Source organism: Pasteurella sp. XG20, from assembly GCF_018968665.1.
Lineage (GTDB): Bacteria > Pseudomonadota > Gammaproteobacteria > Enterobacterales > Pasteurellaceae > Pasteurella > Pasteurella multocida.
Genome location: NZ_CP076656.1, coordinates 236,139 through 262,973, shown reverse-complemented (window position 1 = coordinate 262,973; position 26,835 = coordinate 236,139). Strand labels below are relative to the sequence as shown.

Here is a 26,835-nt window from a genome sequence, read left to right as displayed (position 1 = left end):
GTTTTTTATGTTGAAAATTTCTACATTATAGTGTTAAATCGGCATATTTTATAAGGTTATTTAACGTCGTGTTTTTATGTGTCAATTACTAGGAATGAATTGTAATACGCCAACGGATATTGTTTTTTCTTTTGAAGGATTTCGTCGTCGCGCGGGTTTAACGGATTGTCATTGTGATGGATTTGGTATCGCATTTTTTGAAGGGAAAGGGATTCGAGTCTTCCGCGATAACCAAGCCGCCCATTCTTCTCCCATTGCTGATTGTGTTAAGCAGTATCATATTAAATCACTCAATGTCATCGCCCATATTCGTAAAGCCACACAAGGTGAAGTGAATATTGAAAATACTCACCCGTTTATCCGTGAGTTATGGGGGCAAAACTGGGTCTTTGCCCACAACGGCAACTTAACCGTTTATCCTGATCTGACCCATTCGCTTTATCAGCCGATTGGTAGCACTGATTCTGAAGCGGCATTTTGTTATATGATGAGTGAACTCAAAACACGCTTTGCACAAAAACCCAGTGAAGATGAATTATTCACTGCGATGCAAGATATTACGCATTCCCTTTGTCAAACAGGCACATTTAACTTTATTTTATCCAACGGCGAATGGATGATTGCACATTGCACAACTCACCTCCATTACCTCACCCGAAAAGCACCTTTTGGTAAAGCGCAGCGCATTGATGATGACGGTGTCATTGATTTTAATGATTATGCGAAAGAAGGAGATCGTGTCACCATTATTACGACCTTCCCACTCACAAAAGATGAAATTTGGACCAAAATGGAATGTGGGGGCTTTGTCTTTTTCAAAGAAGGCGAAAAAATCGCAGAAATTATAGGTGTACCCACTCAAGCAATTGACGACGGTACACTGGGCTATCAAAAATGTGCATAAAATCTGTCCACTGACAGCGGTCATACAAGCGTGAGCTCATCTCCTCACGCTTTTCTTTTGCCTAAATTTTATGCTACAAAATGTTAATCAATAGTTAACTTTATGCTATTTTTTCGACAAAAATAGCATAAAATAACAATCTAAGTCACAAACTCAACATTTAATTTAATTTCACATTGAGTTTTCCCCACAATCTCTCTACTATAAATCTCCTCTTATTCTAGCGCTTTGGCGCTATTTGTTTTTTCAATAACATGGAGCGTTTTATGACAACAAAATCTTGTGTCAGTTGGAGCAAGTTTGATCTTGTCTGGGCATTAAATTTATTCGGTACCGCTGTGGGTGCGGGTGTCTTATTTTTACCCATTAATGCAGGAAAAGGTGGGTTTTGGCCCTTAGTATGCATGACACTCCTAGTAGGTCCCATGACTTACTTAGCACACCGCGGACTCACCGTTTTGTCCTATCTTCTGCCAAAAGCGGCAGTGATATTACTGAAGTCGTGGAAGAACATTTTGGGCAAACTGCAGGAAAATTCATTACTTTACTTTATTTCTTCGCGATTTTTCCTATTCTGCTGATTTATGGTAACGGAATAACTAACACAGTCGATTCATTTATTGTACATCAACTGCATATGAGCTCACCTAATCGCGCCTTATTGGCTTTCATCCTCATTGCCGGCTTAATTTCTGTTATGTTAATGAACGAGAAGATCATGCTAAAAATTACCGAGTTTTTAGTCTATCCATTAGTCTGTATTCTGCTCGCCTTATCACTCTATCTTATTCCGGAATGGAATACCTCAATGTTAACAGAATTTCCGAGTACACAAGCCCTATTCAGCACCTTATGGATTACGATCCCTGTATTGGTTTTTTCGTTTAACCACTCACCGGCTATTTCATCTTTTGCCCAATCTCAACAACGTGAATATGGTGATCTCACAAACACAGAAACGCATACTAACCGCACTTTAAAAATGACCTCAAGTATTTTGCTGGTGTTTGTGATGTTCTTCGTTTTTAGCTGTGTATTAAGTTTAACTCCTGCTGAATTAGCACAAGCAAAAACACAAAATATCAGTATCTTATCCTTCCTCGCCAACAAATTTGATAATCCTTATATTTCTTACCTTGGACCTTTCGTTGCCTTCTTGGCAATTACTAGCTCTTTCTTTGGTCACTATCTCGGTGCAAAAGAAGGACTAGAAGGGTTAATTATCAAAATGTCTGGCAAAAAAGAGATTAAGTGTCAAAAATTAAATTATTTCACCGCACTTTTCTTCTTGCTAACCCTGTGGATTGTCGCCATTATTAATCCAAGTATTCTTGGCTTAATAGAATCCTTCGGCGGACCGATTATTGCTGCAATTTTATTTATCATGCCGATGTATGCGATCCGTAAAATTCCCGCGATGCAACGTTACCAAGGACGCTTTTCGAATCTCTTCGTTACCATCATGGGTATGTTCGCCATCTCAGCGGTTGTTTATGGCTTATTTTAATTCGGCAAAATCCGTGTAGAATAGCCTCCCTTTTACGCTAAAGAAAAGTAGAAATGTATGATTAGTGTTTTTGATATGTTTAAAATTGGTATCGGTCCCTCGAGTTCCCATACTGTCGGTCCCATGAAAGCGGGCAAACAATTTATTGATGATCTTGTGAGTCGTCATCAGCTAGCACAAGTGAGTAAACTGCGTGTGGAGGTGTACGGTTCACTTTCCATGACAGGACGTGGACATAATACCGACATTGCCATTATTATGGGATTAGCCGGCTATTTACCCCATGATGTGGATATCGAGTTGATCCCTCAATTTATTTCTACCCTAAAACAGACTGCCCGTTTGCCCATCGCGCAAAATACGAAAGAGGTCACCTTTAATTTTAATGATGACTTAATCTTTCATCAAACCTTCCTCCCACGACATGAAAATGGGATGACCATTACCGCACTAACACAAGATAATACGGAACTTTATCAGCAAACCTACTACTCTATCGGAGGCGGGTTTATTGTGGATGAAGAACATTTTGAACATGCTATGCATACTGAAATCAGTGTGCCATTTCCTTACCAGAATGCAGCAGATATGCTAAAACACTGCGATGACAATGGTCTCCCGTTGTCTAGTGTTGTGATGAAAAATGAAATCGCATTACATGGAAAAACCGCATTAAGCCAACATTTACAACAGGTCTGGCAAACCATGAAAGCCTGTATCCAACACGGTATCAATACAGAAGGTTTATTACAGGGTCCATTAAAAGTACCTCGTCGCGCGGCAAGCTTATATCGAATGTTACAAGCGAATAGTAGCTTATCCAATGATCCAATGAGCATTGTGGATTGGGTGAATATGTATGCGCTTGCTGTCAATGAAGAAAATGCTGCAGGCGGACGTGTGGTAACTGCGCCAACCAACGGGGCTTGTGGTATTGTGCCTGCTGTATTTGCTTATTACGAACACTTCATCGCAGATAGCATACCTGACATCATCGAACGTTATTTATTAACTTGTAGCTTTATTGGTTCACTGTACAAAATGAATGCGTCAATTTCAGGTGCTGAAGTAGGCTGCCAAGGCGAAGTTGGTGTAGCTTGTTCTATGGCGGCGGCTGGCTTGACTGAAATTCTGGGTGGTAGTCCTGAACAAGTATGTATTGCGGCAGAAATTGCCATGGAACATAATCTTGGTCTGACTTGCGATCCAGTGGGAGGACAGGTACAGGTCCCTTGTATTGAACGTAACGCTATCGCCGCGGTTAAAGCCATTAATGCCAGTCGAATGGCATTGCGTCGAACAACCAGTCCACGAGTCACTTTAGACAAGGTCATTGAAACTATGTATGAAACAGGCAAAGATATGAATGCTAAATACCGTGAAACCTCGCAGGGTGGATTGGCTATTAAAGTAGTCTGTTCATAACTCATTTAAAAGGGCTTATTACAAGCCCTTTTTTATCTAATAACGATAATGCCCAATCATTTTATATTTAAATAAAATATCTTCTTCCTGCGTACCCGCACCAATATTATGAATAACCAGAGGAATCCCTGCCGAAGTTTTCTTATCCGAAATAATGCCAATATGCGGTAAATTACGCGGTAAACGCCAAGTCACAATGTCTCCTGCCTTAAAACTTGTGATATCCGTAAGGGATAATGATTTCGCATGGCGTTGAAAAAAAGTTTCTAAATTTGGAACACGACGATGGTCAATATTGGTATCCGTGCTTTTTAATCCCCAAAGTTTTGGATAATTTGACCACGCTTTTTTCATGTCTTGATTGACCAATTTTTGCAAATCAATCTGCTGATGACGATACGCCCGAATCACGACATCCGTACACACCCCAGTGTGTAACGGCACATCCCCCATGGGGAAAGCCATTTTCCGATAAGCCGGATCATAACCAACTGTCACATTAATTTGCTTTTTGGCATCATTCACTAACTGCATTGCATTAGTCGCTGCGAACGTCCCTAACGAAAAAACCAGAAAAATAACACTAACGATCCACTTTTTCATGATTGAAACTCTAACTCCACTGCATTTTCACCTAATTTTTCAGCCAGTTCCGTAAATAATTGATCGGTCGGATTCACAGACCACTGTACTCCCATTTTGACACGACATTGCCCCGCTGTACTCGCATAATAAACATAGATAGGTAAGGTTCCGCCACTATAAGGTGTTAATAACGCTTTCAATTCACGAATAAATGTCGGTTTCATGTTTTCCTCAGATAAACATATCGCCAAACTTTTCGCATAGCGACTACGCGCTTCATCTAAGCTCATCAGTTCGCGAACTGACATTTTTAATCCACCCGAAAACTCATCAAAACTGACTTGCCCTGATACAATAATCACCGTATCTTTTTGTAATTTGTCTGCATATTTATCCAAGGCTTCACCAAATAATGTGATATCTAATCGCCCTGAACGATCATCTAGTGTAGCGATGCCAAGCCGATTGCCTTTCTTGGTTACAGCAAAACGAGATGAGACAAGTAAACCACTGACCGTACTCATTTGTCCACGAGAATTCGGTACTAAATCTTTTAACCGCGTAGCACTGTAATGCGCTAACTCTTTCAAATACGGACTAATAGGATGGCTACTTAAATATAACCCAAGGGTTTCACGTTCCCCTTCCAAAATCACTTTCTCGCTCCAACGAGGCGTACTGGCATACGCTTTTTCCACGTCTTCATGACTTTCAGTCAGCACACCAAACATATCCGCTTGCCCCATTGCCGCATCTTTCGCGTGCTGATCGGAGGCTTTTAACGCATCTTCAAGATTTTTCGATAACGCGGCACGGTGTGGACCTAATTTATCAAACGCACCAGATAAAATCAGACTTTCAAAAGTACGACGATTGATCTTTTTCAAATCGACTCGGGCACATAAATCAAATAAATCTTTGAAAATGCCGCCTTGCTCACGAGCTGAAATTAACGCTTCAATGGGTCCTTCTCCCACCCCTTTAATCGCACCAATACCATACACAATTTCACCATGTTCATTCACGCTGAAATGATGCTTACCGGTGTTAATATCTGGCGGAGCGACTTTTAACCCCATACGTAAACATTCATCGTATAAGCCGACAATTTTATCGGTGTTATCCATCTCTGATGTCATTACCGCCGCCATAAACTCGGCAGGATAATGGGTTTTCAACCACAGGGTTTGATAAGACACTAAAGCATAAGCCGCAGAGTGGGATTTATTAAAGCCATAACCCGCGAATTTCTCCACCAAGTCAAAGATTTTCATGGCTAACTCGCCATCCACCCCTTTTTGAATCGCGCCTTTCTCAAAAATTTCACGTTGTGCTGCCATTTCTTCTGGCTTTTTCTTCCCCATCGCACGACGTAATAAGTCCGCCCCACCGAGAGTATATCCAGCCAATTCTTGGGCAATCTGCATGACCTGTTCTTGATATACAATTACGCCATAAGTCGGTTCTAAAATCGGTTTTAAACTGTCGTGTTGATATTCTGGATCGGGATACGCTACCACTTCATTGCCATGCTTACGATCAATAAAGTTTTGTACCATGCCTGACTCTAACGGACCAGGACGGAACAATGCTACTAACGCGATAATGTCCTCAAAACAGTCAGGCTGAAGACGTTTGATCAAATCCTTCATACCACGCGATTCGAGCTGGAATACGGCGGTGGTTTCTGAACGTTTTAATAATTCAAAAGAAGCAGGATCATCTAACGGGATTGTGGCAATATCTACAGGCGGTTTGCCTTCTTTGGCAAGACGCGTATTAATCATGTCTAATGCCCATTTGATAATGGTCAGTGTGCGTAAACCTAAAAAGTCAAACTTCACCAGACCGGCATACTCCACATCATTTTTATCAAAATGGGTGACTGGATGTTTACCTTCAGAGTCACAATAAAGCGGCGAGAAATCAGTGATTAACCCTGGGGAAATTACCACGCCTCCTGCGTGCTTACCTGCATTACGGGTGACTCCTTCAAGCTTGCGCGCCATATCAATCAAGGCTTTGACTTCCTCATCGGAGTCGTATACTGCTTGTAATTGTGGCTCCGCGGCAAATGCTTTTGCCAAGGTCATGCCGGGATCAGGCGGAATTAATTTTGAGATGCGATCCACAAAACCATAAGGATGACCAAGTACACGCCCCACATCTCGGATCACCGCTTTTGCTGCCATGGTACCGAAAGTGATAATCTGAGATACTGCACCACGACCATAGGTTTCTGCCACATGATCAATCACGCGATCGCGACCATCCATACAAAAATCCACGTCAAAGTCAGGCATGGAGACCCGTTCTGGGTTCAAGAAACGCTCAAAAAGCAAATCAAATTCTAGCGGATCAAGATCGGTAATTTTTAATGCATACGCCACTAACGATCCTGCCCCGGAACCACGTCCTGGACCGACAGGAATATCGTTATCTTTCGACCACTGAATAAACTCCATCACGATCAAGAAATAGCCAGGAAAACCCATTTGGTTAATCACGTCTAATTCTACTTGTAAACGTTCATCGTATTCGGGGCGACGTGCTTGACGCACTTTTTCATCGGGAAAAAGAAATTTAAGGCGCTCTTCCAAACCTTCTTTCGATTTTTTTACCAAAAAATCTTCTGTGGACAGATCGCCCGTTGGAAATTGTGGTAAAAAATACTCTCCAAGACGAATCGTCACATTACAACGTTGCGCGATCAGTAAGGTATTTTCTAATGCAGAAGGCACATCTGCAAAAAGATCACACATTTCTTGCTCAGAGCGAAAATATTGCTGATTGGTATAAAGTTTAGGACGTTTAGGATCATCAAGGGTGTAACTGTCATGAATGGCGACGCGAATTTCATGGGCTTCAAAATCGTCTTCATGCAAAAATAACACATCATTAGTGGCAACAACGGGCAAGCCTTTTTCTTCTGCCAATGTCAAAGCCAAACTCACATAGCGTTCTTCTTCATAACGTCCTGTGCGGCTCAAACTCAAATAAAAGTGATCGGGGAAAAAATCTTGATAAAAAGCGACCGCACTTTCAATCTCAGCCGCATGACCTTTTAGTAATTTTTTACCAACATCACCATTGTGTCCCCCTGACAGTACAATAATCCCTTCACGGTGTTCAGCGAGCCAGGCTTGGTCTAGATAAGGGAGATCTTGATAACCTCGCTCATAGGCTTTAGAGAGCAGCAAAGTAATATTGTGATAGCCTATATTGTTCTTAGCCAGTAATGTCAGCTCAAAAGGTTCATCACCACAAAGTTCACTTCTCACCAGCACATCTGCTCCAATAATGGGTTTCACACCAGCAGATAATGCCTCGCCATAAAAGCGCACTAAACCACAAAAGTTAGTAAAGTCTGTTAAGCCCATTGCCACCATATGATTATCGACACAGGCTTTAATTAACGGCTTGACTTTGGCAATCCCATTAATCATGGAAAAATCGCTGTGAACGCGAAGGTGAACAAAACGGGGTTGAGACATAAAAAGTATCCTTGAAAAGCATAAATTCAGGCAGAAAGTGCGGTCTATTTTAGCGAGATTTTGACAGTAGCACAAATTCAACAAATTGAGTCAACTATGTGGAGACAATGTATAAAACGAAAAAGGCTTGGGTTACCCCAAGCCTAATATTCATAAAGTTCAGAAGGTATTATTTTGCTAAGTTTGCACGAATTGCATCTGCTAATTCTTTGCTCACTTTATCAAACAAGGCTAATTGTCTTTCAACGATTGCACAGTCTGTCACACCAGATAAACCGGCTGCGAAGTTGGCTGCCACACGTGCTTTTTGATCCGCATCGAATAAGTTGTAAAGTGCCGCTGGTTGTGTGTAGTAATCTTCATCATACTCACGGAAGTTAAAGTGTGCAGCTGAACGCTCTAATTCTAATGCAGGCTCTTGTTGGTGAGTCGGCACATAAGTATCAAAACGGTTCGGTGCATAGTTAGGGTGTGTACCACCATTGTTATCCACACGCATTGCGCCATCACGGTGTGTCGTGTGGTATGGGCATTTTGGTGCGTTCACTGGGATCTGGTGATGGTTAACCCCTAAACGGTAACGTTGTGCGTCTTGATATGAGAAAAGACGACCTTGTAACATACGGTCTGGTGAGAAACCAATTCCCGGTACGATGTTAGAAGGTGCAAACGCAGCTTGTTCCACTTCTGCGAAGTAGTTAATTGGGTTTTGGTTTAACTCTAATACACCCACTTCGATCATCGGATAATCTTTGTGTGGCCATACTTTAGTTAAGTCAAACGCATAGTTATGTTTGTGTGCATCTGCTTCTGGCATGATTTGCACTTGAACATTCCAACGTGGGAATTCGCCACGCTCAATCGCTTCGTATAAATCTTGTTGGCTTGACTCACGGTTTTCACCCACCACTTTAGCCGCTTCTTCATTAGTATAGAATTTGTGACCTTGTTGTGTTTTGAAGTGGAATTTCACCCAGAAACGCTCATTTTGTGCGTTAATAAAGCTATATGTATGGCTACCGTAACCGTTCATATGACGTAAGTCAGTTGGAATACCACGATCACTGAAAAGAATCATGATTTGGTGTAATGATTCAGGGTGACGTGACCAGAAATCCCATGCCGCGTTTGCATCACGCAAGTTAGTTTGTGGATTACGTTTTTGAGTATGAATGAAATCTGGGAATTTCAATGGATCACGGATAAAGAAGACTGGTGTATTGTTACCCACTAAGTCCCAGTTACCTTGTTCAGTGTAGAATTTTAATGCGAAACCACGCACATCACGCTCAGCGTCTGCCGCACCGCGCTCACCCGCTACTGTTGAGAAACGTAATAAGACTTGTGTTTGTTTACCGATACCATTGAATAAATCCGCTTTGGTGTATTTGCTGATATCGTGTGTCACAGTGAATGTACCGTACGCTGCTGAACCTTTTGCATGAACAACACGCTCAGGAATACGCTCACGTGCAAAGTGTGCTAATTTCTCTTGGAACCAAACATCTTGTAAAAGTAATGGACCTTTAGGACCCGCAGACATGGTGTTGTCGTTTTCAACAATAGGTGCACCAGCTGCATTCGTTAAGGTTTTTGAACCATGGTCAAATGGGCATTTAGACATAATAAAATTCCTCTCAAATAATAGAAATCGAAGATTCTGAATTTATGAACGGGATACTCCATTAGCGAGTAAATATCACTAGCTGAGTACCTTGTGGGCTCCATTATATTTAGAAAAAAAACACTCGCAATCTATTATTTTGATAGAGAAAAGTAATTAAAAAGGAAATAACAAACAACGTAATAAATAAAACCTATTATGTGTAAACAAGTAAAACAGCACTATCCTATCAAAGCTCAGACAGTTATTCACATAGCGTTCATTTGCGCGCAATAGCGACGGTTTTACCTATCACTCCTTTTCATACGGATTGCATGGTGGTTAGTAGGAAATGTACTCCGTTATCCTATTAGCTGTCATTGTTTATACAAAATAAAGTAAACAATGTGCTTGCTATAATATAAATAATCAAGAATACATTTAACCTATTTGGAAATAAAAATGGGCAAGCTATATAACAGAGAATATAGATTACAAAAATAAATACTTATTTTGCAGGACCAAGTGAAAACAAATATCATTATTCATGATAATGTTATTTTAAAGAAAGAAAATATTGCAATGAATGCACTATAACATTAAATATCAAGGAAAGGAAAAGAAATAAAAATAGACATCACTGAAAAAGCAGATTTCTCTCTTTTTCTAAACAAATTTTCTCCGCAGCTATCACATTTCATCACATCAGGTGTTATTTCGTTGTACTTATCAGTATTACTCGTAACAATGTCATTGCATAACACGTTTCGCTATTTTTTATATGAGTGAATTTAGCTTGAAAAATAATATTTCAACACATTGTATAAGCTGAAAAATAGCAAGATTAACCTATAAGGATACCTATTTCGATAGGTTTTACCTAACACAAAAAAAATGACAACGTGAAATATTTTCTTGCGTAAAAGGCGCTTTACTCAGTTTATGAAGAGGTAAAATCAGTTGTCGTCAACTAATGCCATAGCACAAGCATAAGCCGAACTCCATGCCCATTGAAAATTATAACCGCCTAACCAGCCAGTGACATCGAGCACTTCACCAATAAAATACAAGCCTTTTGCGCTTTGTGCTTCCATGGTTTTCGACGAAACAGCACGGGTATCCACCCCACCCATAGTGACTTCCGCAGTACGATAACCTTCCGTCCCATTCGGTAAAAATTGCCAATGATGGATCAAATCGCTTAATTGCTGTAAACGGACTTTGCTGAGTTGTGCAATCGGCTCGTCTTGAATGAGTTGTTGTTCGCTCCAAACTTCGACTAATTTTTTAGGCAAGACTCTTGCTAATGCATTTTTAAGCTGTAATTTAGGTGAAGTGGTACGTAATTGCTGCAAAAATTCCGCAATATCTTGATGAGGCAATAAATTAATCTCCACGGATTCGTTCGGTTGCCAATAGTTAGAAATTTGCAAAATAGCAGGACCAGAAATACCACGGTGAGTAAACAACATTTGATTGCTAAAGGATTTGCCACAGTTTGCCGTAACAACTATCGGTAACGCCACGCCAGAGAGGGTGGTATACGCTTTATCTGCTTCACGCCAAGTAAAAGGCACTAGGCTGGCTCTTGGTGGCAAAACCTTAATCCCAAATTGCTCTGCCACTTGATAGCCAAAAGGTGTTGCCCCTAAGCCCGGCATGGACAGCCCTCCTGTCGCAATCACTAAAGCATCGCAATACCAAGTTGTTCCATTAGCAAGTAATGCAAAACGCCTTTTTCTTCCTTGTTCAGCATCTGCTTGGTTCAGTTGGCGGATGTCGCTCACTTGTTGGCGTAACTGAATATTTACCTGATAGTTGGCACATTCTGTCGCCAGCATGTCCACGATTTTTTCGGCGCCTTCATCGGTGAAGAGTTGACCTAATTCTTTTTCATGATAGGCAATACCATAGCTTGCCACCATGGCAATAAAATCCCACTGGGTATATCGAGCTAAAGCCGATTTAACAAAATGAGGATTCTGCGAAAGATAATGTTGTGGCGTCACTTCTAAATTCGTGAAATTACAAAATCCACCACCTGACATCAAAATTTTTCGTCCAATTTTTTTGCCGTTATCGAGTAAGGTGACTTGTTTGCCTAACTTGGCGGCTTGGCTTGCACAAAATAATCCCGCTGCACCCGCACCGAGAATAATTACATCAGAATAGTTGTTCATAAGCTTGTTTGATCACCGTATTGCGGTTAAATAAAATCAGGCATGGTTCCCCCACCTGATTTCAAGTTATTTAATTGGATTGCTGTCTAAATTGCGCCATTTGTATTCGCTGAATCAGTAGGCGACGTTCGACATTCGGTCGGTCGGAGTCTAACATTTTTTGCCAGGTTTGTGCGGCTTTCTGATAATTTCCTTGTACAAAAGCATCTGTGGCAATCAAAGACAAGCTCGCGGTTTCAAAAGGATCAGCCGTTAAGGCTTGCGTTAATAGTGCATCCACTTTAGCTGTCATTTTTTGTCCAGCTTGATAATAATACGCCGTTGCTATCGCACCAAGAATAGCCGGTTTGTCGCCTAATAATTGTTGGGCATTGCCATAGGCAATTAAGGCGTGCTCTACTTCGGCATTGTCCAGATAAGCTTGCCCAAGCAATAACCAATTTTCTGCATGATTAGGATCTTGACGTAATTTTTGCTGAAGTTGCGTGATTTTATCTTCATGTTGCTGTGAGATGGCTTGTTCCATTAACTGCATTTGTTGCGCTAAAAAAGCCTGTTCACCAGCCTCAACAGCTGCATAACGTGGTAAAGAAAAATAATACAGCGTTGGAACAGTCAACAATAAGACAATTAAAAACAGATGAAATTTAAACGAAAAGCGCTCACTTTTTTCACCTGACTGTTGCTCAAAGTGCGGTCTATTTTGGAAAAATTTTTCATCTTCTAGTAAGCGCTGTCCTAACTCTTTCGCCAATTCGGGATCAGATTGTCTTGCTACTTGTGCACGATAAAGTGCCACATTTTGTTGTTGGCGATAGTGTGTCTGCCATGCTTGCCATTTTGCCAAAGGCAACATCAGGAACACCGCAATCAATAACCCAAAGAGTGCTAATCCCCATCCCATCATTTTTTGTTTCCTGTGTGCTCCGTTTGTTTAAGTAATTGCGCTAATTTCGCTTGTTGTGCCGGCTCTAACGCGGTAGTGTGCTGCGGTTTTTCACGCTTTTTAGCATAGCGCCACATGAGACCAAACGCTAACACAGTTAAAAAGATTGGCGAAAGCCACAACAACAGGGTTGTCCACTGAAACGGGGGCTTATATAACACAAAATTACCAAAACGTGCCGTCATCGCGTCGATAATTTGTTGATTGCTTTTTCCTTCGTTCACCATGTTGTACACCTCAATGCGCAAATCATAAGCAATTGGCGAATTGGATTCGACCAAGTTTTGATTTTGGCATTGTGGACAACGCAGCGCCTTTGCTAACGCCACTGCACGAACCCGTTCTTCAGGGCTGTTAAATGAGTAAGTATCCACCATATCCGCCCGCGCAAAGACACTGATCACAAAGACAAAACTCAGTAAAAACTTACCGCACTTTGGCATTTTCAGCCTCCAATTTTTGCCATTCTGGGATAAACATTTCTTGCCACACCTCTGGCGTTAATGGACCTGAATAACGATAACGAATCACACCGTATTGATCGATCAAATAGGTTTCAGGGGCGCCATCTACCCCTAAATTCAGTGCTAATTCCCCGCGACTGTCATTGATGACAAGCTGAAAAGGATTACCTAGTTGATTCAACATTGCCAACGCATTTTGAGGGTTATCACGGTAATTTAAGCCCACAATCGGCATCGATTTGGCTAATTGCATTAAAAAAGGATGCTCTTTTTTACAATACGCACACCAACTGCCCCACACATTGAGTAAAAAGGTCTGTTGAGGTAAATCCTGCTGAGTCACACGTCTTTCTGTGCGCAAAAGATCGGCTTGCGAAAACGTCGGTACAGGCTTACCAATTAAGGCAGAAGCGATTTTCTGCGGATCCTGCTGTAATCCGATGAATAATAAAGCACATACGGCTAACAGGATCACAAGCGGTAAAAATACAAAGTGATTTTTTCTTTTTTGCTGATGTAGCATACTCATACTCTCACCTGTTCATTCAATCTGACTGACGACGTGGTTTTGGTTCATTGCTATTGCACAAGGAAAATATGGCAAGCAAAGCGCCCAGTGCCATTAAAAGCCCGCCAAACCATAACCAACGGATAAAAGGTTTGTATTGCAAGCGGAAAGTAAATTCGCCTTGTCCCAATTTATCGCCCATTACAATATAGACATCACCAAGCCACCCCCAATCAATCCCAACTTCGCTCATGTTCATAGTACGCACATCATAATAACGGCGTTCTGGGTAAATCTCAGCATAAGCTTGGTTTTGCTTTGTCACCACAAAATGGGCTTTTTCACTGGTGTAATTCGGACCTAACACATGCTGAAAACCCTGATAGTGAAACTCGTAATCACCGAGTTTTTGGCGTTGTTGCGGTGCCAAGCGCACGCCAATCTCACTGCTGTAATAGCTACTCATGATCGCCCCAATTGCCGTTATCGCTACACCTAAATGCGCGATCACCATGGCAAGCTGTTTCAGTTTCAGCTGCGTCCATGGGAGCCATAACGTCGCCAGAATTAACCAAATCGACAGGCTTAACAAGCCATAAGCGCTGAAATTGAAAGGCAACCCTTGGTTATGATCTACATAATAACGGATTAATCCATAAGCCAATATAAGCGCGGGAAATAACAATAACGTACGTTGAATAAACGGTTTTTTATTCAGTGTTTTCCAACGTAAAGACAACACCAAAATCATAGCAAGCATTGCCATCACAAACAGTGGCAGAAAAATTGTATTAAAATACGGCGCGCCGACTGAAATAGATCCCCATTGTAATGCGGTAAAGACAATCGGATAAAAAGTGCCTAAAAAGACACTGACCGTGGCAATCGTCAATAAAATATTGAGAAGCAACAGGGCATTTTCCTTCGAAATTAAACGGAAACGTACCGCACTTTGTGGCAAGTTAACCTTTAATGCAAATAAAGTGAATGCACTCACAGTCAACAAAAAGAATAAAATCAGTAAGGCAATTCCCCGATCACCATCTACTGCAAACGCGTGCACAGAAGTTAAGACGCCCGAGCGCACGATGAAGGTACCCAGTAAACTGAAAGAGAATACCAAAAGTGAAAATAGCAGCGTCCAGTAACTAAAAATGCCACGCTGTTCTGTGATAGATAGACTATGTAATAGTGCCAAACCTAATAACCAAGGCATCAATGAGGCGTTTTCGACCGGATCCCAAAACCACCAGCCGCCCCAGCCTAGTTCGTAATACGCCCACCAAGACCCTAACACAATCCCTAAAGTTAAAAATAACCAAGATAGCAAAACCCAAGGGCGCATCATGCGAGCCACGGCGGCATCTAAATGCCCACTCACTAAAGCAGAAATAGTAATAGCAAAATTGACTGCAAAGCCCACATAGCCCAAATACAATAAAGGCGGGTGAAAAATCAGCCCCACATCTTGCAACATCGGATTTAAATCACGCCCTTCAAATGCTTGTGGAAAACTGCGTTCAAATGGATTTGATAAAAATAAAATAAAGAGACAAAAACCAAAACAAATGAGCCCAAGCACTGAAAGTGCTCGCGCACAAATAATCGGATCTTTATGACGACTGGAAAACGCAAAGAGCATCAACCAGAGTGCTAAAGCAAACAACCAAAATAGCATCGACCCTTCATGTCCACCCCAAGTAGCAGACACTTTAAAGAAAATTGGCAGTTGTGAATTAGAATGATGTGCCACATATTGCACAGAAAAATCATCGAGCGCAAAGGCATAGGCAAGGCAGAATAACGCTATACAGGTAAATATCCCAAAGAGATAACTCAAATTCCACGCAGTACCAATCATATACGGCTTACGCAAAAAAATACCGACTTGTGGCACTAGCGCAAGCAAGAACGCACACAAAGAAGCGATCAGTAAAGCCAAAAAACCAAGTTCTGGGATCATAGTGAATATAAACAAATCTGAAAAGTTGTATCAAAAAGGCGAACTTAGGTTCGCCTTCTCATAAAATGAAGCATTTATGCTAGCGTCATTTGTCCTGCATAGAGGATAAAGAAACGCAAACATAACACGCCAATTAAGCCTAAGCAAGCCACCAGTAGCATAAAGCCTTTGCGGTGTTTTAACTGCGGAGTGGCTATGCCATTGAGGAGTAATGGCAAGATTAAACCAATACCAACTACCCCAATCCAGAAGACATTTGCCCAGAATCCACCTAAAAGTGCGGTCTCAAATGCCACCGTTTTTTGACCGCCCCCTAAATACAAGCCAATAAAGAAGGCGGCAAGTAAAAAGATTTCCATCAACACTACCGGCAATTCAAACTTATGCAAGAAGCCTAACGCAGGTGAATGGGGGTCTTCTTTAGTAAAGAGCAAGGTACAGAAAATTAATGCCGCAATACCTGACGATGTCCCTGATGCCAAGAATAAAATTGGTAACACTGGGTTATTCAACATTGGGTAGCTAATCAAAGCCGATAATAAGAAGCCCGTATAGGCGCCCAATAACACAGAGAGAATTATCAAAATAATTTCAATTAACCCGGTGAATTTGGCAGCAAAGGCAATCAATTTATTCACAAATCGTAACGGTTTGGCATATTGCTCAATTAAAGTTGCCACAAGCTGATGGAAAATAATCGCTAGCCAGACCAGTAAAAATGCCATATATACTTGGAATAACATAACCCCCATCGACATAATAGAGGTGGTACTGTAATTAAACATCAAGTACCAAAAGGTCCATGGCTTAGTTAAATGGAAAATCAAAATCACCAAGCCAATAATCAGACTTAATGGCGCCAAAAATGCCGTACAACGTATCACATGATTGTTTGACGGTTCTGCGCCAGCTAGCCCTGCGCGTTTTAACAAAACGGCTAACATGGTTGCACCGGCAGAGATCCCCAATAAGAACAAATAAACGGCGATGGTATGATCCCATACTAAAGACGGGAAATGAAATGGACTGTTCATCGTCTTAGCTCCCCTCTTTTAGCTGGTACATGATACAGCTGTGGATCGGTGCCTAATTCCACCTTCGTCCGATACACTTGCTGCGATTTGACTTTTTGTGAAATGGCACTGTCAGGATCATTCAGATCCCCAAAGGTCAACGCATTGGTTGGGCAAGATTCCACACAAGCCGGTAATTTGCCGTTAGCTAAATTGGTATCGCGACAGAAGTTACATTTATCGGCTGATTTATACACGGGGTGAATAAATCGAACACGATATGGACAGACAGCAATACAATATTGGCAACCGACACAAAGATCTTTGTGCACATCGACAATACCTGTTTCCTTGTCAACAAAAGACGCCCCTGTTGGACAAACATGCACACAAGGTGCATTGTGACAATGCTGACAAGAATGGCGGAAAAATTCATATTCTGCGTTTGGAAACTCACCATAAGGCTCACTACGGATAATCTCCAAACGAGAAACCCCTTCTGGGACCTGGTTGGTTTCACGACACGCATCCATACAAGCAGTACAACCGATACAAGCGGTTTCATCGTGTAACATCGCATAACGAATTGTTTTTTTCGCCTCGCTTGCGTTCTGTCCCACTGATTTTATTGATGTTCCCGTCATGAGGATTAACGCTCCCATGCCGGAAACAAAGTTTCGGCGTGAGCAAGCTGTCATTGTTTATCCTTTTGTTGCGGAGCATAAATATGCGGTGGTTGTAAATTTGCCTTACGTTTTTGTTGTTCACCGTGACAATCCACGCAAAGTTTCACTTGGTCTTTCTTCGCAATACCTGACATTTTATCTTGTGCGGGATGCAAAGTATGGCAACTTGCACAAGGTAACTTCATGGCATGTACATCATGCGCCCAAAGTGTTTCGCGTAATTTTTTCGGTTGGTGACACGCAAAGCAAACCTGATTTTGTTCCTCTACGGTGAACATTGGTTTTTCATCGCTGAAAATATTGCCATGGAAACGCATCACATCTTTCACACCACGGCGGTGATCTTCAGAAAGATTGCCATGACAGTTCACGCAGGTAATCGGTTTACCGGTATTCGGATTTTTTTCCGATAAATGAGTTCCGTGGAATTTTCCAAAATGGAACACCCCACCAGATTGGCTATCATTAGCTTCTAATTTATGGCATTTCGCACAATATTGGTTCGGATCACGTTGATGTTCCAATTGTGGCTCATACATTAATTGACTGACTTCGTTACTGTTGGCTTTCTCTGCCTGCGCGAAAGTCGCCACACTAAACGCAATCAATCCTGCCGTGATAGCGATTCCTTGTTTGATTAGGGAATGTAAGCGCATGTTTATTACCTCAAAATGTAGTGTTAAACGCACCGCACTGATCGTCATAACCTCAAAGTGCGGTCATTTTTGACAAAGTTTCTGTTTATTTCTCCGCAGGAAGTAAGCCTTTTTCACGGGCTTCTTTATCCCATTGAGGAACAACAGTTTTGAGGAATTCGGCTTTTGCCTTACGTTCTTTTTCAATATCTACGCCTGTCGCTTTCCACGCATTTTCTGCCGTTGAAATATCTGGTAATTGCACAGGATCGGTAATGCCATGTTTGGCTAAGACACGCACTAATTTAGTTCTGGCATCAGAGGATTTATCCAAGCCTGTCCCAATCACTTTCAACAACACATCTGGTGCATGAATATGTCCGCCATGTCCTGCTGCTGCATAATCCCAACGCCATTGCGCATGACGGATATCTTGCAATGCCTCTTTCATTTCTTCTTTGGTCGCGCCGGCTTCCCAAGCTGCTTTCGCTTCAAAGTGTGCGGCAACCAATTGATCTTCAAGACGTAACATCACATCTTTAATTTCGGTTTTACGTGATTTGACCATTGCTTGTAATTTTTCTTTGCTTTGGTCATGGCAGTTTGCACAAGTGTGTTCAAAGGCATTGAAAGGGTTACCGATTTGATGGTCAGTATAGACTTTACCGTCTGCGCCCTGTACTTTTGGCATATGGCAGTCAATACAAGTCACTCCATTTTTACCATGCACACCGAGCATCCAGGTTTCATAATCAGGGTGTTGTGCTTTTAACATTGGTGCTTTCGAAACAGCATGTGTCCAATCCACAAAACCGATGTTATCGTAATATTTCTCCATGGCGTCCACGGTGATACCGTTATCCCATGGGAACGTCACTTGTTTTAAATCACCCGCGAAATAGTATTCCACATGACAGTTTGCACACAATGCAGCACGCTGATCTGTCCGGTCTGAGGTATCAAATTTATGATCAATTTTTTCTAAGGCACGTAACACGTAAGGACGCGCAATACGCAAGGCAGGTTTGCCTTCCGCAAAGTCTTTTGAGGTAGTGTCATGACAATCTGCACAGCCAATCGGGTTCACGACTTCTGAACCACCACTTGCCCATGTTGCCCCAAAATAACCCGCTTCACCGCGCTCAGCAATTAAGCGAGGCACATCGGGACTTTTACAAGACCAACATGCCATTGGCATTGGACCGGCATCAGGCGTCATAGGCGCTGCCGTACGTAAAATTTCTCTCACATCGGTTACCGCGTAGAAATGTCCACGTGGCTTTTTATAATCTTTGGCAAACGCATAGCCTGCCCATAGTACAATCACGCGAGGATCTTCATAGTTAACCGAATCAAGATCCGTCGATTTTGAGGTATCCGCCCAAGTTTGATATTGCTTTGGATATTTTTCTTTGAACAAATCGTTACGCGATTCAATTTTTAAACTTGGATTTGCTGGCTCAACCGGTTGTTCAATCGGTTTATATTCCGCTAGAACGGGCAATGTCACTGAGAGTCCCCAGATCATTGTCGTTGCAACGAATAAGCGTTTTTTCAATGTGTTCACGATAATCACTCCATTCATAGATTTAAACTTTAAATCACTTTGCCTATATAAAATGAATAAAAAAACGACCAGACCTGCTCATCATCCTAAATGATAATTTTTATCATTAAAAACAACTAGCTAGCTGATAAAAAGAGAGTTCCTTAATGTCGAAAAATAGCAAATAACCATACTTTTTGCTGAGGTATTTCGCACTTTTTTGCGCTTGATCAAAATTTCATTCAGAAAGCAATCAAAAATGGAAATGTGTAGCATATAAAATACCTCTAAATAAGTAGAAAAAAGCCTTAAAACCCAAATAAAAAAAGGCGTTTAGGTAACAATTTTGGTGAGAAACGAAAAAGATACCTATTTAGAGTTATTTGATAACAATGCTACATAAAAAAGAAAAGAGAGGGGATAAAATAATATAACTAAAAGCAATAAAAAATGTCCCCTCATCAAGGGGACACTGTTTCATTAATTCTCCGTGAATGCCTATTAATTTCGATAAATCCCTTTACAAATGACTTGTCCGAGAATCTTGTGTGGCGAGTGCATATAATGTTTTGCTAAAGAAAGATGCTGTATTTGGGTCGGTGACGCCTCGCCTTTTCCCCAAAAATCTGCATGATAGGTCGCGCTGACTAAGGCTAAACCATGACTTTCACAATTGACAAAATACACTTGTCGCAATGATTTCGCATAACGTTCGGGCTGCTCAGGATAAGCATAAACGGCTTTTTCAAAATTCTCTACAACATCAAAATGCACTTGGTTTGGATTTAAAGGATCTTTTTTCACACGCTGCGCATCAATAAATTGATTAGGATTTTGTTCTAGTCTGACAAAACCAGACTCAATGAGTGTAGGCAAAGTCAATACAATTTCTGGTGGTTGTGGTTTCTCGACAGGCACAGGCGCGTTACAAGCAACTAAGCCAAACATGCTGATCATCATAAATCCCCATTTCTTCATTACTGACTCCTTTGACACTACCTGCGAGTGCTTTGCGAGATAAAAAAGTACACATTGATACGATGCCCACTATTCTAACGAGAGAAACAAAGGAGCAAAAGCCTTTTTATCGCTTTTTATTGTGCAAAAGACAAAACAACCTGACGCGTAAAAATTCTTAAACAACTATCGCAAACGTTTGCTTAGGCATGCTACAATTTAGCAGATTTAAATTTATTTTCTCTAACTTATAGGAAATCATTGTGAGCAAACAATCATTAAGTTACAAAGATGCTGGCGTTGATATCAATGCCGGTAATGCTTTAGTCGAAAAAATCAAAGCCGATGTCAAACGCACAACCCGCCCTGAAGTCATCGGTGGCTTAGGCGGTTTTGGTGCTTTATGTGCGATACCAACAAAATACAAAGAACCGATTTTAGTTTCTGGCACAGATGGTGTGGGAACCAAACTGCGTTTAGCGATTGATTTAAATCGTCATGATAGTATTGGTATTGATTTGGTCGCGATGTGTGTTAATGACCTTGTAGTGCAAGGCGCAGAACCGTTATTCTTTTTAGATTATTATGCTACCGGTAAATTAGATGTAGATGTTGCTGCCAGTGTGATTAAAGGCATTGCTAACGGTTGTGAACAATCTAGCTGTGCATTGGTAGGGGGAGAAACCGCTGAAATGCCGGGAATGTATCATGCTGGTGATTATGACTTAGCAGGATTTTGTGTCGGTGTCGTCGAAAAGTCAGAGATCATTGATGGCAGTAAAGTCCGCGTAGGTGACGTATTAATCGCCTTAGGATCAAGTGGTCCACATTCAAATGGTTATTCTTTAATTCGTAAGGTCATTGAGGTAGCAGGCATCAATCCAGCAGAAGAACAACTCGCAGGTAAACCACTTGCGGATCAAGTGCTTGCACCAACTAAAATTTATGTCAAATCTATTCTACAATTAATTAAACACGCCGATGTCCATGCAATTTGTCATTTAACTGGCGGTGGTTTCTGGGAAAATATTCCACGCGTCCTTCCAAAAAATGTTAAAGCTGTCATCGATGAAAGCAGCTGGGAATGGCAACCTGTCTTCAAATGGTTACAAGAAAAAGGCAATATTGACACCCATGAAATGTATCGTACCTTCAACTGTGGCGTGGGCATGATTATTGCATTACCACAAGAAGATGTGGATACGGCACTTGGCTTATTAAAACAAACAGGTGAAAAAGCTTGGGTCATTGGTCAAATTGAACACGCCACTGATGGCGAAGAACAAGTGATTATTCGCTAATGAAAAAAATTGTTGTTTTAGTGTCAGGACATGGCAGTAATTTACAGGCATTAATCGATGCCTGTCATAGCGGACAGATTGCAGGTAAAATCGTTGCTGTCATCAGTAATCAAGCGGAGGCTTATGCCTTAGAGCGAGCTCAAAGCGCGTCCATTCCAAGTAAAGTGTTTTTACGCAAAGATTTTGCTAATAACCGTGCTATGGATGAACAAATTGGTCATTATATTGAATCTGTCCAAGCCGATTTGATCGTACTCGCAGGCTATATGAAAATTTTAAGTCCTGCGTTTACTCAACGTTTTGCTGGCAAAATTCTCAATATTCATCCTTCGCTTCTCCCTAAATACCCGGGTCTCAATACTTATCAGCAAGCCCTCGATGCAGGTGAGCGCGAACATGGTACCTCAGTCCATTTTGTGAATGAAGAGGTGGATGCAGGTGCCGTCATTTTACAAGCGAAAGTGCCTATCTTTGCTGAAGACCGTATTGAAGACATAGAGCAACGTGTCAAAGCGCAAGAGTTACGCATTTATCCTTTAGTCGTCAAATGGTTTGTAGAGGAGCGTTTAACGTTGATCGGTGAACATGCCTTCCTTGATGGCAAACAATTGCCCCCACAAGGGTATGCGATGGAAGAATAAATTGTTTAAAAAAAGTGCGGTCTGTTTTCAGACCGTTTTTTTATGCTTAAAAAATATAAAATTAGCCAAGTCTCTAACTATCAATTTTTTAGATTATGTTTTAAAATTTAATGATTTTATTTTTCACCCACCCAAAAGGAGCCTACCATGAAATTAGTCCAAGTACAGCATCCGCTGGTCAAACATAAATTAGGTCTAATGCGTTCAGCTGAGATTAATACGAAAAAATTCCGCGAATTAGCAACAGAAGTAGGCAGTTTATTAACATACGAGGCTACCGCTGACTTAGAAACAGAAAAAGTGATCATTGATGGTTGGTGCGGTCCCGTCGAAATTGATCAAATTAAAGGGAAAAAAGTCACTGTTGTTCCTATTTTACGAGCAGGATTAGGGATGATGGACGGGGTTTTAGAACATGTGCCAAGCGCCCGTATTAGCGTCGTGGGGATGTATCGTGATGAAGAAACCCTTGAACCTGTTCCCTATTTCCAAAAACTCGCCAGTGATTTAGAAGAACGCTTAGCTATTGTGGTTGACCCAATGCTTGCCACCGGCGGCTCTATGATTGCGACAATCGATCTTCTAAAAGCGAAAGGCTGTAAACACATTAAAGTGCTCGTGTTAGTCGCCGCGCCTGAAGGCATTAAAGCATTAGAAGCTGCGCACCCTGATATCGAATTATATACCGCATCAGTGGATAGTCACTTAAATGAACAAGGCTATATTATTCCAGGTCTTGGTGATGCCGGTGATAAAATTTTTGGCACTAAATAATCCCAACACAAGCGGCATCTTATGCCGCTTTTTCCGTTCAATTTATAGCGCTTACAATCTTAACAGCTTGAACACTATAAAATGAAAAGTTAATTCAGACAGAGAGTTGAAACTTAACATGACAAATCAAAATCCCCCTGTTCTTCTAGAACAAAATCACGCAAAACAAGCCTTCGTTGGGCTACAAATGCTTTTTGTTGCCTTCGGTGCTTTAGTCCTTGTTCCCCTGATTACAGGTTTAAATGCCAATACTGCCTTATTGACCGCAGGGATTGGGACACTCTTATTCCAGCTTTGTACTGGACGCCAAGTCCCAATTTTCTTAGCCTCTTCCTTTGCTTTTATTGCACCAATTCAATATGGCGTGGCAACATGGGGCATTGCTACCACTATGGGGGGTCTGGTGTTTACTGGGCTGGTTTATTTTGCCCTCAGTACGTTAGTCAAAATTAAAGGTGCTGGTGCTTTACAAAAAGTCTTTCCGCCAGTAGTTGTTGGTCCCGTTATTATCATCATCGGTATGGGACTTGCCCCTGTTGCCGTGGACATGGCATTAGGTAAAAACAGCACTTATCAATATAACGATGCCGTATTCGTTTCGATGGCAACATTACTGACAACGTTAGGTGTTGCGGTGTTTGCTAAAGGCATGATGAAATTAATTCCTATCATGTTTGGTATTGTCGTCGGCTATATCCTCTGCTTATTCTTAGGCTTAATTAATTTCCAACCTGTCATTGATGCACCTTGGTTTAGTGTGCCAGAAATTACTACCCCTGAATTTAAATTAGAAGCTATTCTTTATTTATTGCCGATTGCTATCGCCCCAGCAGTTGAGCATGTCGGTGGGATCATGGCAATCAGTTCGGTGACAGGGAAAGACTTCCTACAAAAACCAGGATTACATCGCACTTTATTAGGGGATGGTATTGCAACGAGTGCCGCCTCATTCTTAGGAGGACCACCTAATACAACTTATGCTGAAGTCACTGGTGCTGTCATGCTTACGCGCAACTTTAACCCTAAAATCATGACATGGGCAGCCGTTTGGGCAATTGCGATTTCCTTCTGTGGTAAAGTCGGGGCTTTCCTCTCTACCATTCCAACTATTGTCATGGGTGGCATTATGATGTTAGTGTTTGGCTCTATCGCCGTAGTCGGTATGAGTACACTGATCCGTGGTAAAGTGGATGTAACAGAAGCGCGTAATCTGTGTATTATTTCCGTTGTGATGACATTTGGCATCGGTGGTATGTTTGTGAACTTTGGAGAAGTCTCCTTAAAAGGGATTAGTTTATGCGCCGTTGTCGCGATTTTACTCAACTTAATCTTACCCAAAGCCAAAAACACCCCAATAGAAGAAAATCGATAAGAGAAAATTAAGGGTTAAGTCTTGCTTAACCCTTCATTTTTCGTTTATCCTTATTCTCCTTTTTTCGATTTTGTAGGTTGCTTTTTGTTAGAAAATTTCCAATTACCTTTGCCTATTCATCAACTCGATGATGAAACGCTGGATAATTTCTATCCCGACAATAACTTATTGTTGCTCAATTCGCTACGCAAAAATTTTACTTGTCTAACACAACAATTTTTTTATATTTGGGGCGAGCAAAGCAGTGGTAAAAGTCACCTCTTAAAAGGCATTACTCATCATTTTTTCCTTTTACAGCGCCCCGCTATCTATGTGCCCTTAGAAAAATCCCAATATTTCTCACCGGCGGTACTCGAAAACTTAGAACAACAACAATTGGTTTGTTTAGATAATTTGCAGGCGATTATAGGCAATACTGAATGGGAATTAGCGATTTTTGATTTATTTAATCGCATAAAATCTGTTGAAAATACCCTGCTTGTGATCAGTGCAAATCAATCCCCAACTGCATTACCTGTAAGCTTACCTGACTTAGCTTCACGTTTACGCTGGGGAGAAAGCTATCAGCTGGTCCCCTTAAATGATCAACAAAAAATCCATGTCTTGCAAAAAAATGCACATCAACGTGGTATCGAACTCCCCGATGAAGTAGCTAATTTTCTTTTGAAACGCTTAGAGCGCGATATGAAAACGTTATTTGAAGCACTAAGTAAATTAGATAAAGCATCATTACAAGCCCAACGTAAATTAACGATTCCCTTTGTGAAAGAAATTTTAAAGCTATAAAAAAAGACCACCTCTTTATCAGGTGATCTTTTCTTGTCAACTAAACGTATTTTGTTTAGTTTGTTTTAATATAATGACGGCTATATTGATAACTTACTGTTGGTAAGAAAAGCAACGGCACTGGGTGTAATCTAGAACGACGTTCTACGACTTTTGGCTGAGTATCACTTAAGTTAGCTTGATGCTCAACTTCTTTTGAATACGCCTGCTTTTGCGATGGGTCAACTGTATTTCCGCTTTTCACGCGTTGGTTATATTCTTCTAATGTTTTTAAATCCATTTGTGCACTTTCCACATTTTTTTGTGCGACACAACCCACAAGAAATAAAGCTGGTAATAATAAGATTAATTTTTTCATAGATTTTCCTTAATAAACTATGCCTAAATGACTTTACGACATATCACATGGGATAAAATCGTTTTTCTATTTTCAATATTTTTACTTGCTAAATTTTTCCCTTTCTTATTTTCTTCATCCTGCACTTTTTTCGCTAATTCAGGATTTTGAATATAAAAAACAGGTACATACTGCATATTTTTTGAATCTTCATTAGACAACACGGTGGCTGTTGCAATATTGGTGTAATATTCCTCTTTATTCACAGGGATCACATAATATGTTGTTGCATCAGTCACTTCCACACCTAGTCTTGAGTGGAAACCTTGGCAAATGCCTGCACCAGACTCAAAAATAGTATGCGAAGATTTCGTTTCATTAATTTGAAATACTTCAAACTCAATACTGCTTCCTAATGCTTTCGCATCTTGCTCATCTGCAGAAGGATTTAATTGACGAGTAAAATCACGATTCACATAAGTTACTTTTGTATTTTTCTCGCTCTTAGGAGAGCTTTCCAATAGAGGCATTGTGTGTTCGCTCTCTACTGTGTCATGATAACCATAAGTCCGACTCACCTCGTCCTCAGAAATACGAATAGACCAAGACTCAGCAAAAGCCAACGTTGGTAATAACAGACTTAATAAGAACGATACATTAAAACGCATATTTTCATCTCTTACATTTCATAGAGTTCTAAAGGCAAATCATCAGGATCCCGTAGAAACGTAAAACGCTTACCTGTTATCGGATCAACCCTAACGGGTTCACATTCGATATGTTTATCACGTAGAAAATCAATAAAACGATCAAGTTGTTCTACTCGGAAAGCTAAGTGACGTAAACCACAAGCTTCAGGATAAGTTAAACGCGTAGGAGAATCTGGAAAAGAAAACAATTCAATCTGACTACCATCGCGACAACGTAAATCCAATTTATAGCTATTTCGTTCAGATCGATAAGTTTCGTGAATAATTTCTGTACCTAAAATGGTCGTATAAAAATCTTTCGATTTTAAATAATCAGACGCAATGATAGCAACATGATGAAAGCCTACGATTGACAACGTAATTTCACTCCCCATCTAAAATTGAGGACTAATTATACACATTTTAAAATCAATGTAAAATAAATAGCACCCTCTCCCGTTTCAACAAAGAAAGTACTCACTATCGACTTTATCAGCACATAACGCGACATTTTCGTGA

At 41.0% G+C, this 26,835-nt stretch carries 23 protein-coding genes and 1 pseudogene; 8 read left to right on the top strand and 16 right to left on the bottom strand.

The genetic code is table 11. From position 1 onward, the window contains the following. Positions 1–76 precede the first annotated feature (76 nt). From KPF51_RS01200 to KPF51_RS01190, 3 genes and pseudogenes are all read left to right on the top strand, one after another. Entirely contained in the window at positions 77–904 is an 828-nt protein-coding gene (locus KPF51_RS01200) for a class II glutamine amidotransferase (RefSeq protein ID WP_005722299.1), read from the top strand. Between the two features lie 266 nt (positions 905–1,170). Further along, positions 1,171–2,411: pseudogene (locus tag KPF51_RS01195) on the top strand (HAAAP family serine/threonine permease). A 57-nt stretch (positions 2,412–2,468) separates the two neighbouring features. Further along, positions 2,469–3,836 (top strand): L-serine ammonia-lyase, encoded by a 1,368-nt coding sequence (locus KPF51_RS01190; RefSeq protein WP_061406233.1) that lies wholly within the window; start codon positions 2,469–2,471, stop codon positions 3,834–3,836. A 36-nt stretch (positions 3,837–3,872) separates the two neighbouring features. On the opposite strand, the gene KPF51_RS01185 is transcribed toward KPF51_RS01190, so the two are convergent. The 13 genes from KPF51_RS01185 to KPF51_RS01125 form a co-directional block, all read right to left on the bottom strand. Further along, the gene (locus KPF51_RS01185) at positions 3,873–4,439 is read right to left on the bottom strand and encodes a DUF1287 domain-containing protein (RefSeq protein WP_005722295.1); all 567 of its coding nucleotides are present in this window, start codon (positions 4,437–4,439) and stop codon (positions 3,873–3,875) included. Continuing rightward, positions 4,436–7,915, bottom strand: coding sequence for a DNA polymerase III subunit alpha (gene dnaE, locus KPF51_RS01180; RefSeq protein ID WP_005721560.1), 3,480 nt, complete (start codon positions 7,913–7,915; stop codon positions 4,436–4,438). Before dnaE ends, KPF51_RS01185 begins: the two co-directional genes overlap by 4 nt. A gap of 169 nt (positions 7,916–8,084) precedes the next feature. Next, positions 8,085–9,539, bottom strand: a complete 1,455-nt coding sequence (locus tag KPF51_RS01175) for a catalase (protein WP_061406234.1) — start codon at positions 9,537–9,539, stop codon at positions 8,085–8,087. Between the two features lie 935 nt (positions 9,540–10,474). Continuing rightward, positions 10,475–11,698: an NAD(P)/FAD-dependent oxidoreductase gene (locus KPF51_RS01170; protein ID WP_064661135.1), complete on the bottom strand. Its 1,224-nt coding sequence runs from the start codon at positions 11,696–11,698 to the stop codon at positions 10,475–10,477. A 70-nt stretch (positions 11,699–11,768) separates the two neighbouring features. Further along, positions 11,769–12,605, bottom strand: a complete 837-nt coding sequence (locus tag KPF51_RS01165; RefSeq protein ID WP_064661134.1) for a c-type cytochrome biogenesis protein — start codon at positions 12,603–12,605, stop codon at positions 11,769–11,771. Further along, positions 12,602–13,087 carry a heme lyase NrfEFG subunit NrfF gene (nrfF, locus tag KPF51_RS01160; RefSeq protein WP_061406237.1) on the bottom strand — a complete coding sequence of 162 codons (486 nt, stop codon included), beginning with the start codon at positions 13,085–13,087 and terminating at the stop codon, positions 12,602–12,604. The genes KPF51_RS01165 and nrfF overlap by 4 nt, the downstream gene beginning before the upstream one ends. Next, positions 13,071–13,637 (bottom strand): DsbE family thiol:disulfide interchange protein, encoded by a 567-nt coding sequence (locus KPF51_RS01155; RefSeq protein WP_005721368.1) that lies wholly within the window; start codon positions 13,635–13,637, stop codon positions 13,071–13,073. Before KPF51_RS01155 ends, nrfF begins: the two co-directional genes overlap by 17 nt. Positions 13,638–13,653: 16 nt before the next feature. Continuing rightward, on the bottom strand, positions 13,654–15,579 hold the full coding sequence (gene nrfE, locus KPF51_RS01150; RefSeq protein WP_005722282.1) for a heme lyase NrfEFG subunit NrfE: 1,926 nt from the start codon (positions 15,577–15,579) through the stop codon (positions 13,654–13,656). Between the two features lie 74 nt (positions 15,580–15,653). Then, positions 15,654–16,613 carry a cytochrome c nitrite reductase subunit NrfD gene (gene nrfD, locus KPF51_RS01145; protein ID WP_005722281.1) on the bottom strand — a complete coding sequence of 320 codons (960 nt, stop codon included), beginning with the start codon at positions 16,611–16,613 and terminating at the stop codon, positions 15,654–15,656. Further along, on the bottom strand, positions 16,610–17,290 hold the full coding sequence (gene nrfC, locus KPF51_RS01140) for a cytochrome c nitrite reductase Fe-S protein (protein ID WP_005721361.1): 681 nt from the start codon (positions 17,288–17,290) through the stop codon (positions 16,610–16,612). Before nrfC ends, nrfD begins: the two co-directional genes overlap by 4 nt. Then, positions 17,287–17,934 (bottom strand): cytochrome c nitrite reductase pentaheme subunit, encoded by a 648-nt coding sequence (gene nrfB / locus KPF51_RS01135; RefSeq protein WP_005722278.1) that lies wholly within the window; start codon positions 17,932–17,934, stop codon positions 17,287–17,289. The genes nrfC and nrfB overlap by 4 nt, the downstream gene beginning before the upstream one ends. Positions 17,935–18,019: 85 nt before the next feature. After that, positions 18,020–19,498: an ammonia-forming nitrite reductase cytochrome c552 subunit gene (nrfA, locus tag KPF51_RS01130; protein ID WP_061406238.1), complete on the bottom strand. Its 1,479-nt coding sequence runs from the start codon at positions 19,496–19,498 to the stop codon at positions 18,020–18,022. Positions 19,499–19,960: 462 nt separating this feature from the next. Further along, the gene (locus KPF51_RS01125) at positions 19,961–20,437 is read right to left on the bottom strand and encodes a surface-adhesin E family protein (RefSeq protein WP_010906432.1); all 477 of its coding nucleotides are present in this window, start codon (positions 20,435–20,437) and stop codon (positions 19,961–19,963) included. 242 nt (positions 20,438–20,679) lie between these two features. On the opposite strand from KPF51_RS01125, the gene purM reads away from it, so the two are divergent. The 5 genes from purM (at position 20,680) to hda (ending at position 25,290) form a co-directional block, all read left to right on the top strand. Continuing rightward, a complete protein-coding gene (gene purM / locus KPF51_RS01120; protein ID WP_061406239.1) occupies positions 20,680–21,717 on the top strand; it encodes a phosphoribosylformylglycinamidine cyclo-ligase in 1,038 nt (345 codons plus the stop codon). Next, complete coding sequence (purN, locus tag KPF51_RS01115) at positions 21,717–22,358, top strand: phosphoribosylglycinamide formyltransferase (protein ID WP_005722268.1); 642 nt, start codon at positions 21,717–21,719, stop codon at positions 22,356–22,358. Before purM ends, purN begins: the two co-directional genes overlap by 1 nt. A 147-nt stretch (positions 22,359–22,505) precedes the next feature. Beyond that, positions 22,506–23,132 (top strand): uracil phosphoribosyltransferase, encoded by a 627-nt coding sequence (gene upp / locus KPF51_RS01110; protein ID WP_005721349.1) that lies wholly within the window; start codon positions 22,506–22,508, stop codon positions 23,130–23,132. Between the two features lie 118 nt (positions 23,133–23,250). Next, on the top strand, positions 23,251–24,504 hold the full coding sequence (locus KPF51_RS01105) for an NCS2 family protein (protein WP_005722262.1): 1,254 nt from the start codon (positions 23,251–23,253) through the stop codon (positions 24,502–24,504). Between the two features lie 84 nt (positions 24,505–24,588). Next, the gene (gene hda, locus KPF51_RS01100; RefSeq protein WP_005755788.1) at positions 24,589–25,290 is read left to right on the top strand and encodes a DnaA inactivator Hda; all 702 of its coding nucleotides are present in this window, start codon (positions 24,589–24,591) and stop codon (positions 25,288–25,290) included. A 55-nt stretch (positions 25,291–25,345) separates the two neighbouring features. Here the strand turns inward: hda and KPF51_RS01095 are convergent, their stop codons facing one another. The 3 genes from KPF51_RS01095 to KPF51_RS01085 are packed head-to-tail and all read right to left on the bottom strand — an operon-like array spanning position 25,346 to position 26,711. Continuing rightward, positions 25,346–25,648, bottom strand: a complete 303-nt coding sequence (locus tag KPF51_RS01095) for a hypothetical protein (RefSeq protein WP_005721346.1) — start codon at positions 25,646–25,648, stop codon at positions 25,346–25,348. Between the two features lie 23 nt (positions 25,649–25,671). Then, entirely contained in the window at positions 25,672–26,295 is a 624-nt protein-coding gene (locus KPF51_RS01090) for a hypothetical protein (RefSeq protein ID WP_005722258.1), read from the bottom strand. An 11-nt stretch (positions 26,296–26,306) separates the two neighbouring features. Beyond that, positions 26,307–26,711 carry a VOC family protein gene (locus tag KPF51_RS01085; RefSeq protein WP_005753269.1) on the bottom strand — a complete coding sequence of 135 codons (405 nt, stop codon included), beginning with the start codon at positions 26,709–26,711 and terminating at the stop codon, positions 26,307–26,309. Positions 26,712–26,835: the final 124 nt, after the last annotated feature.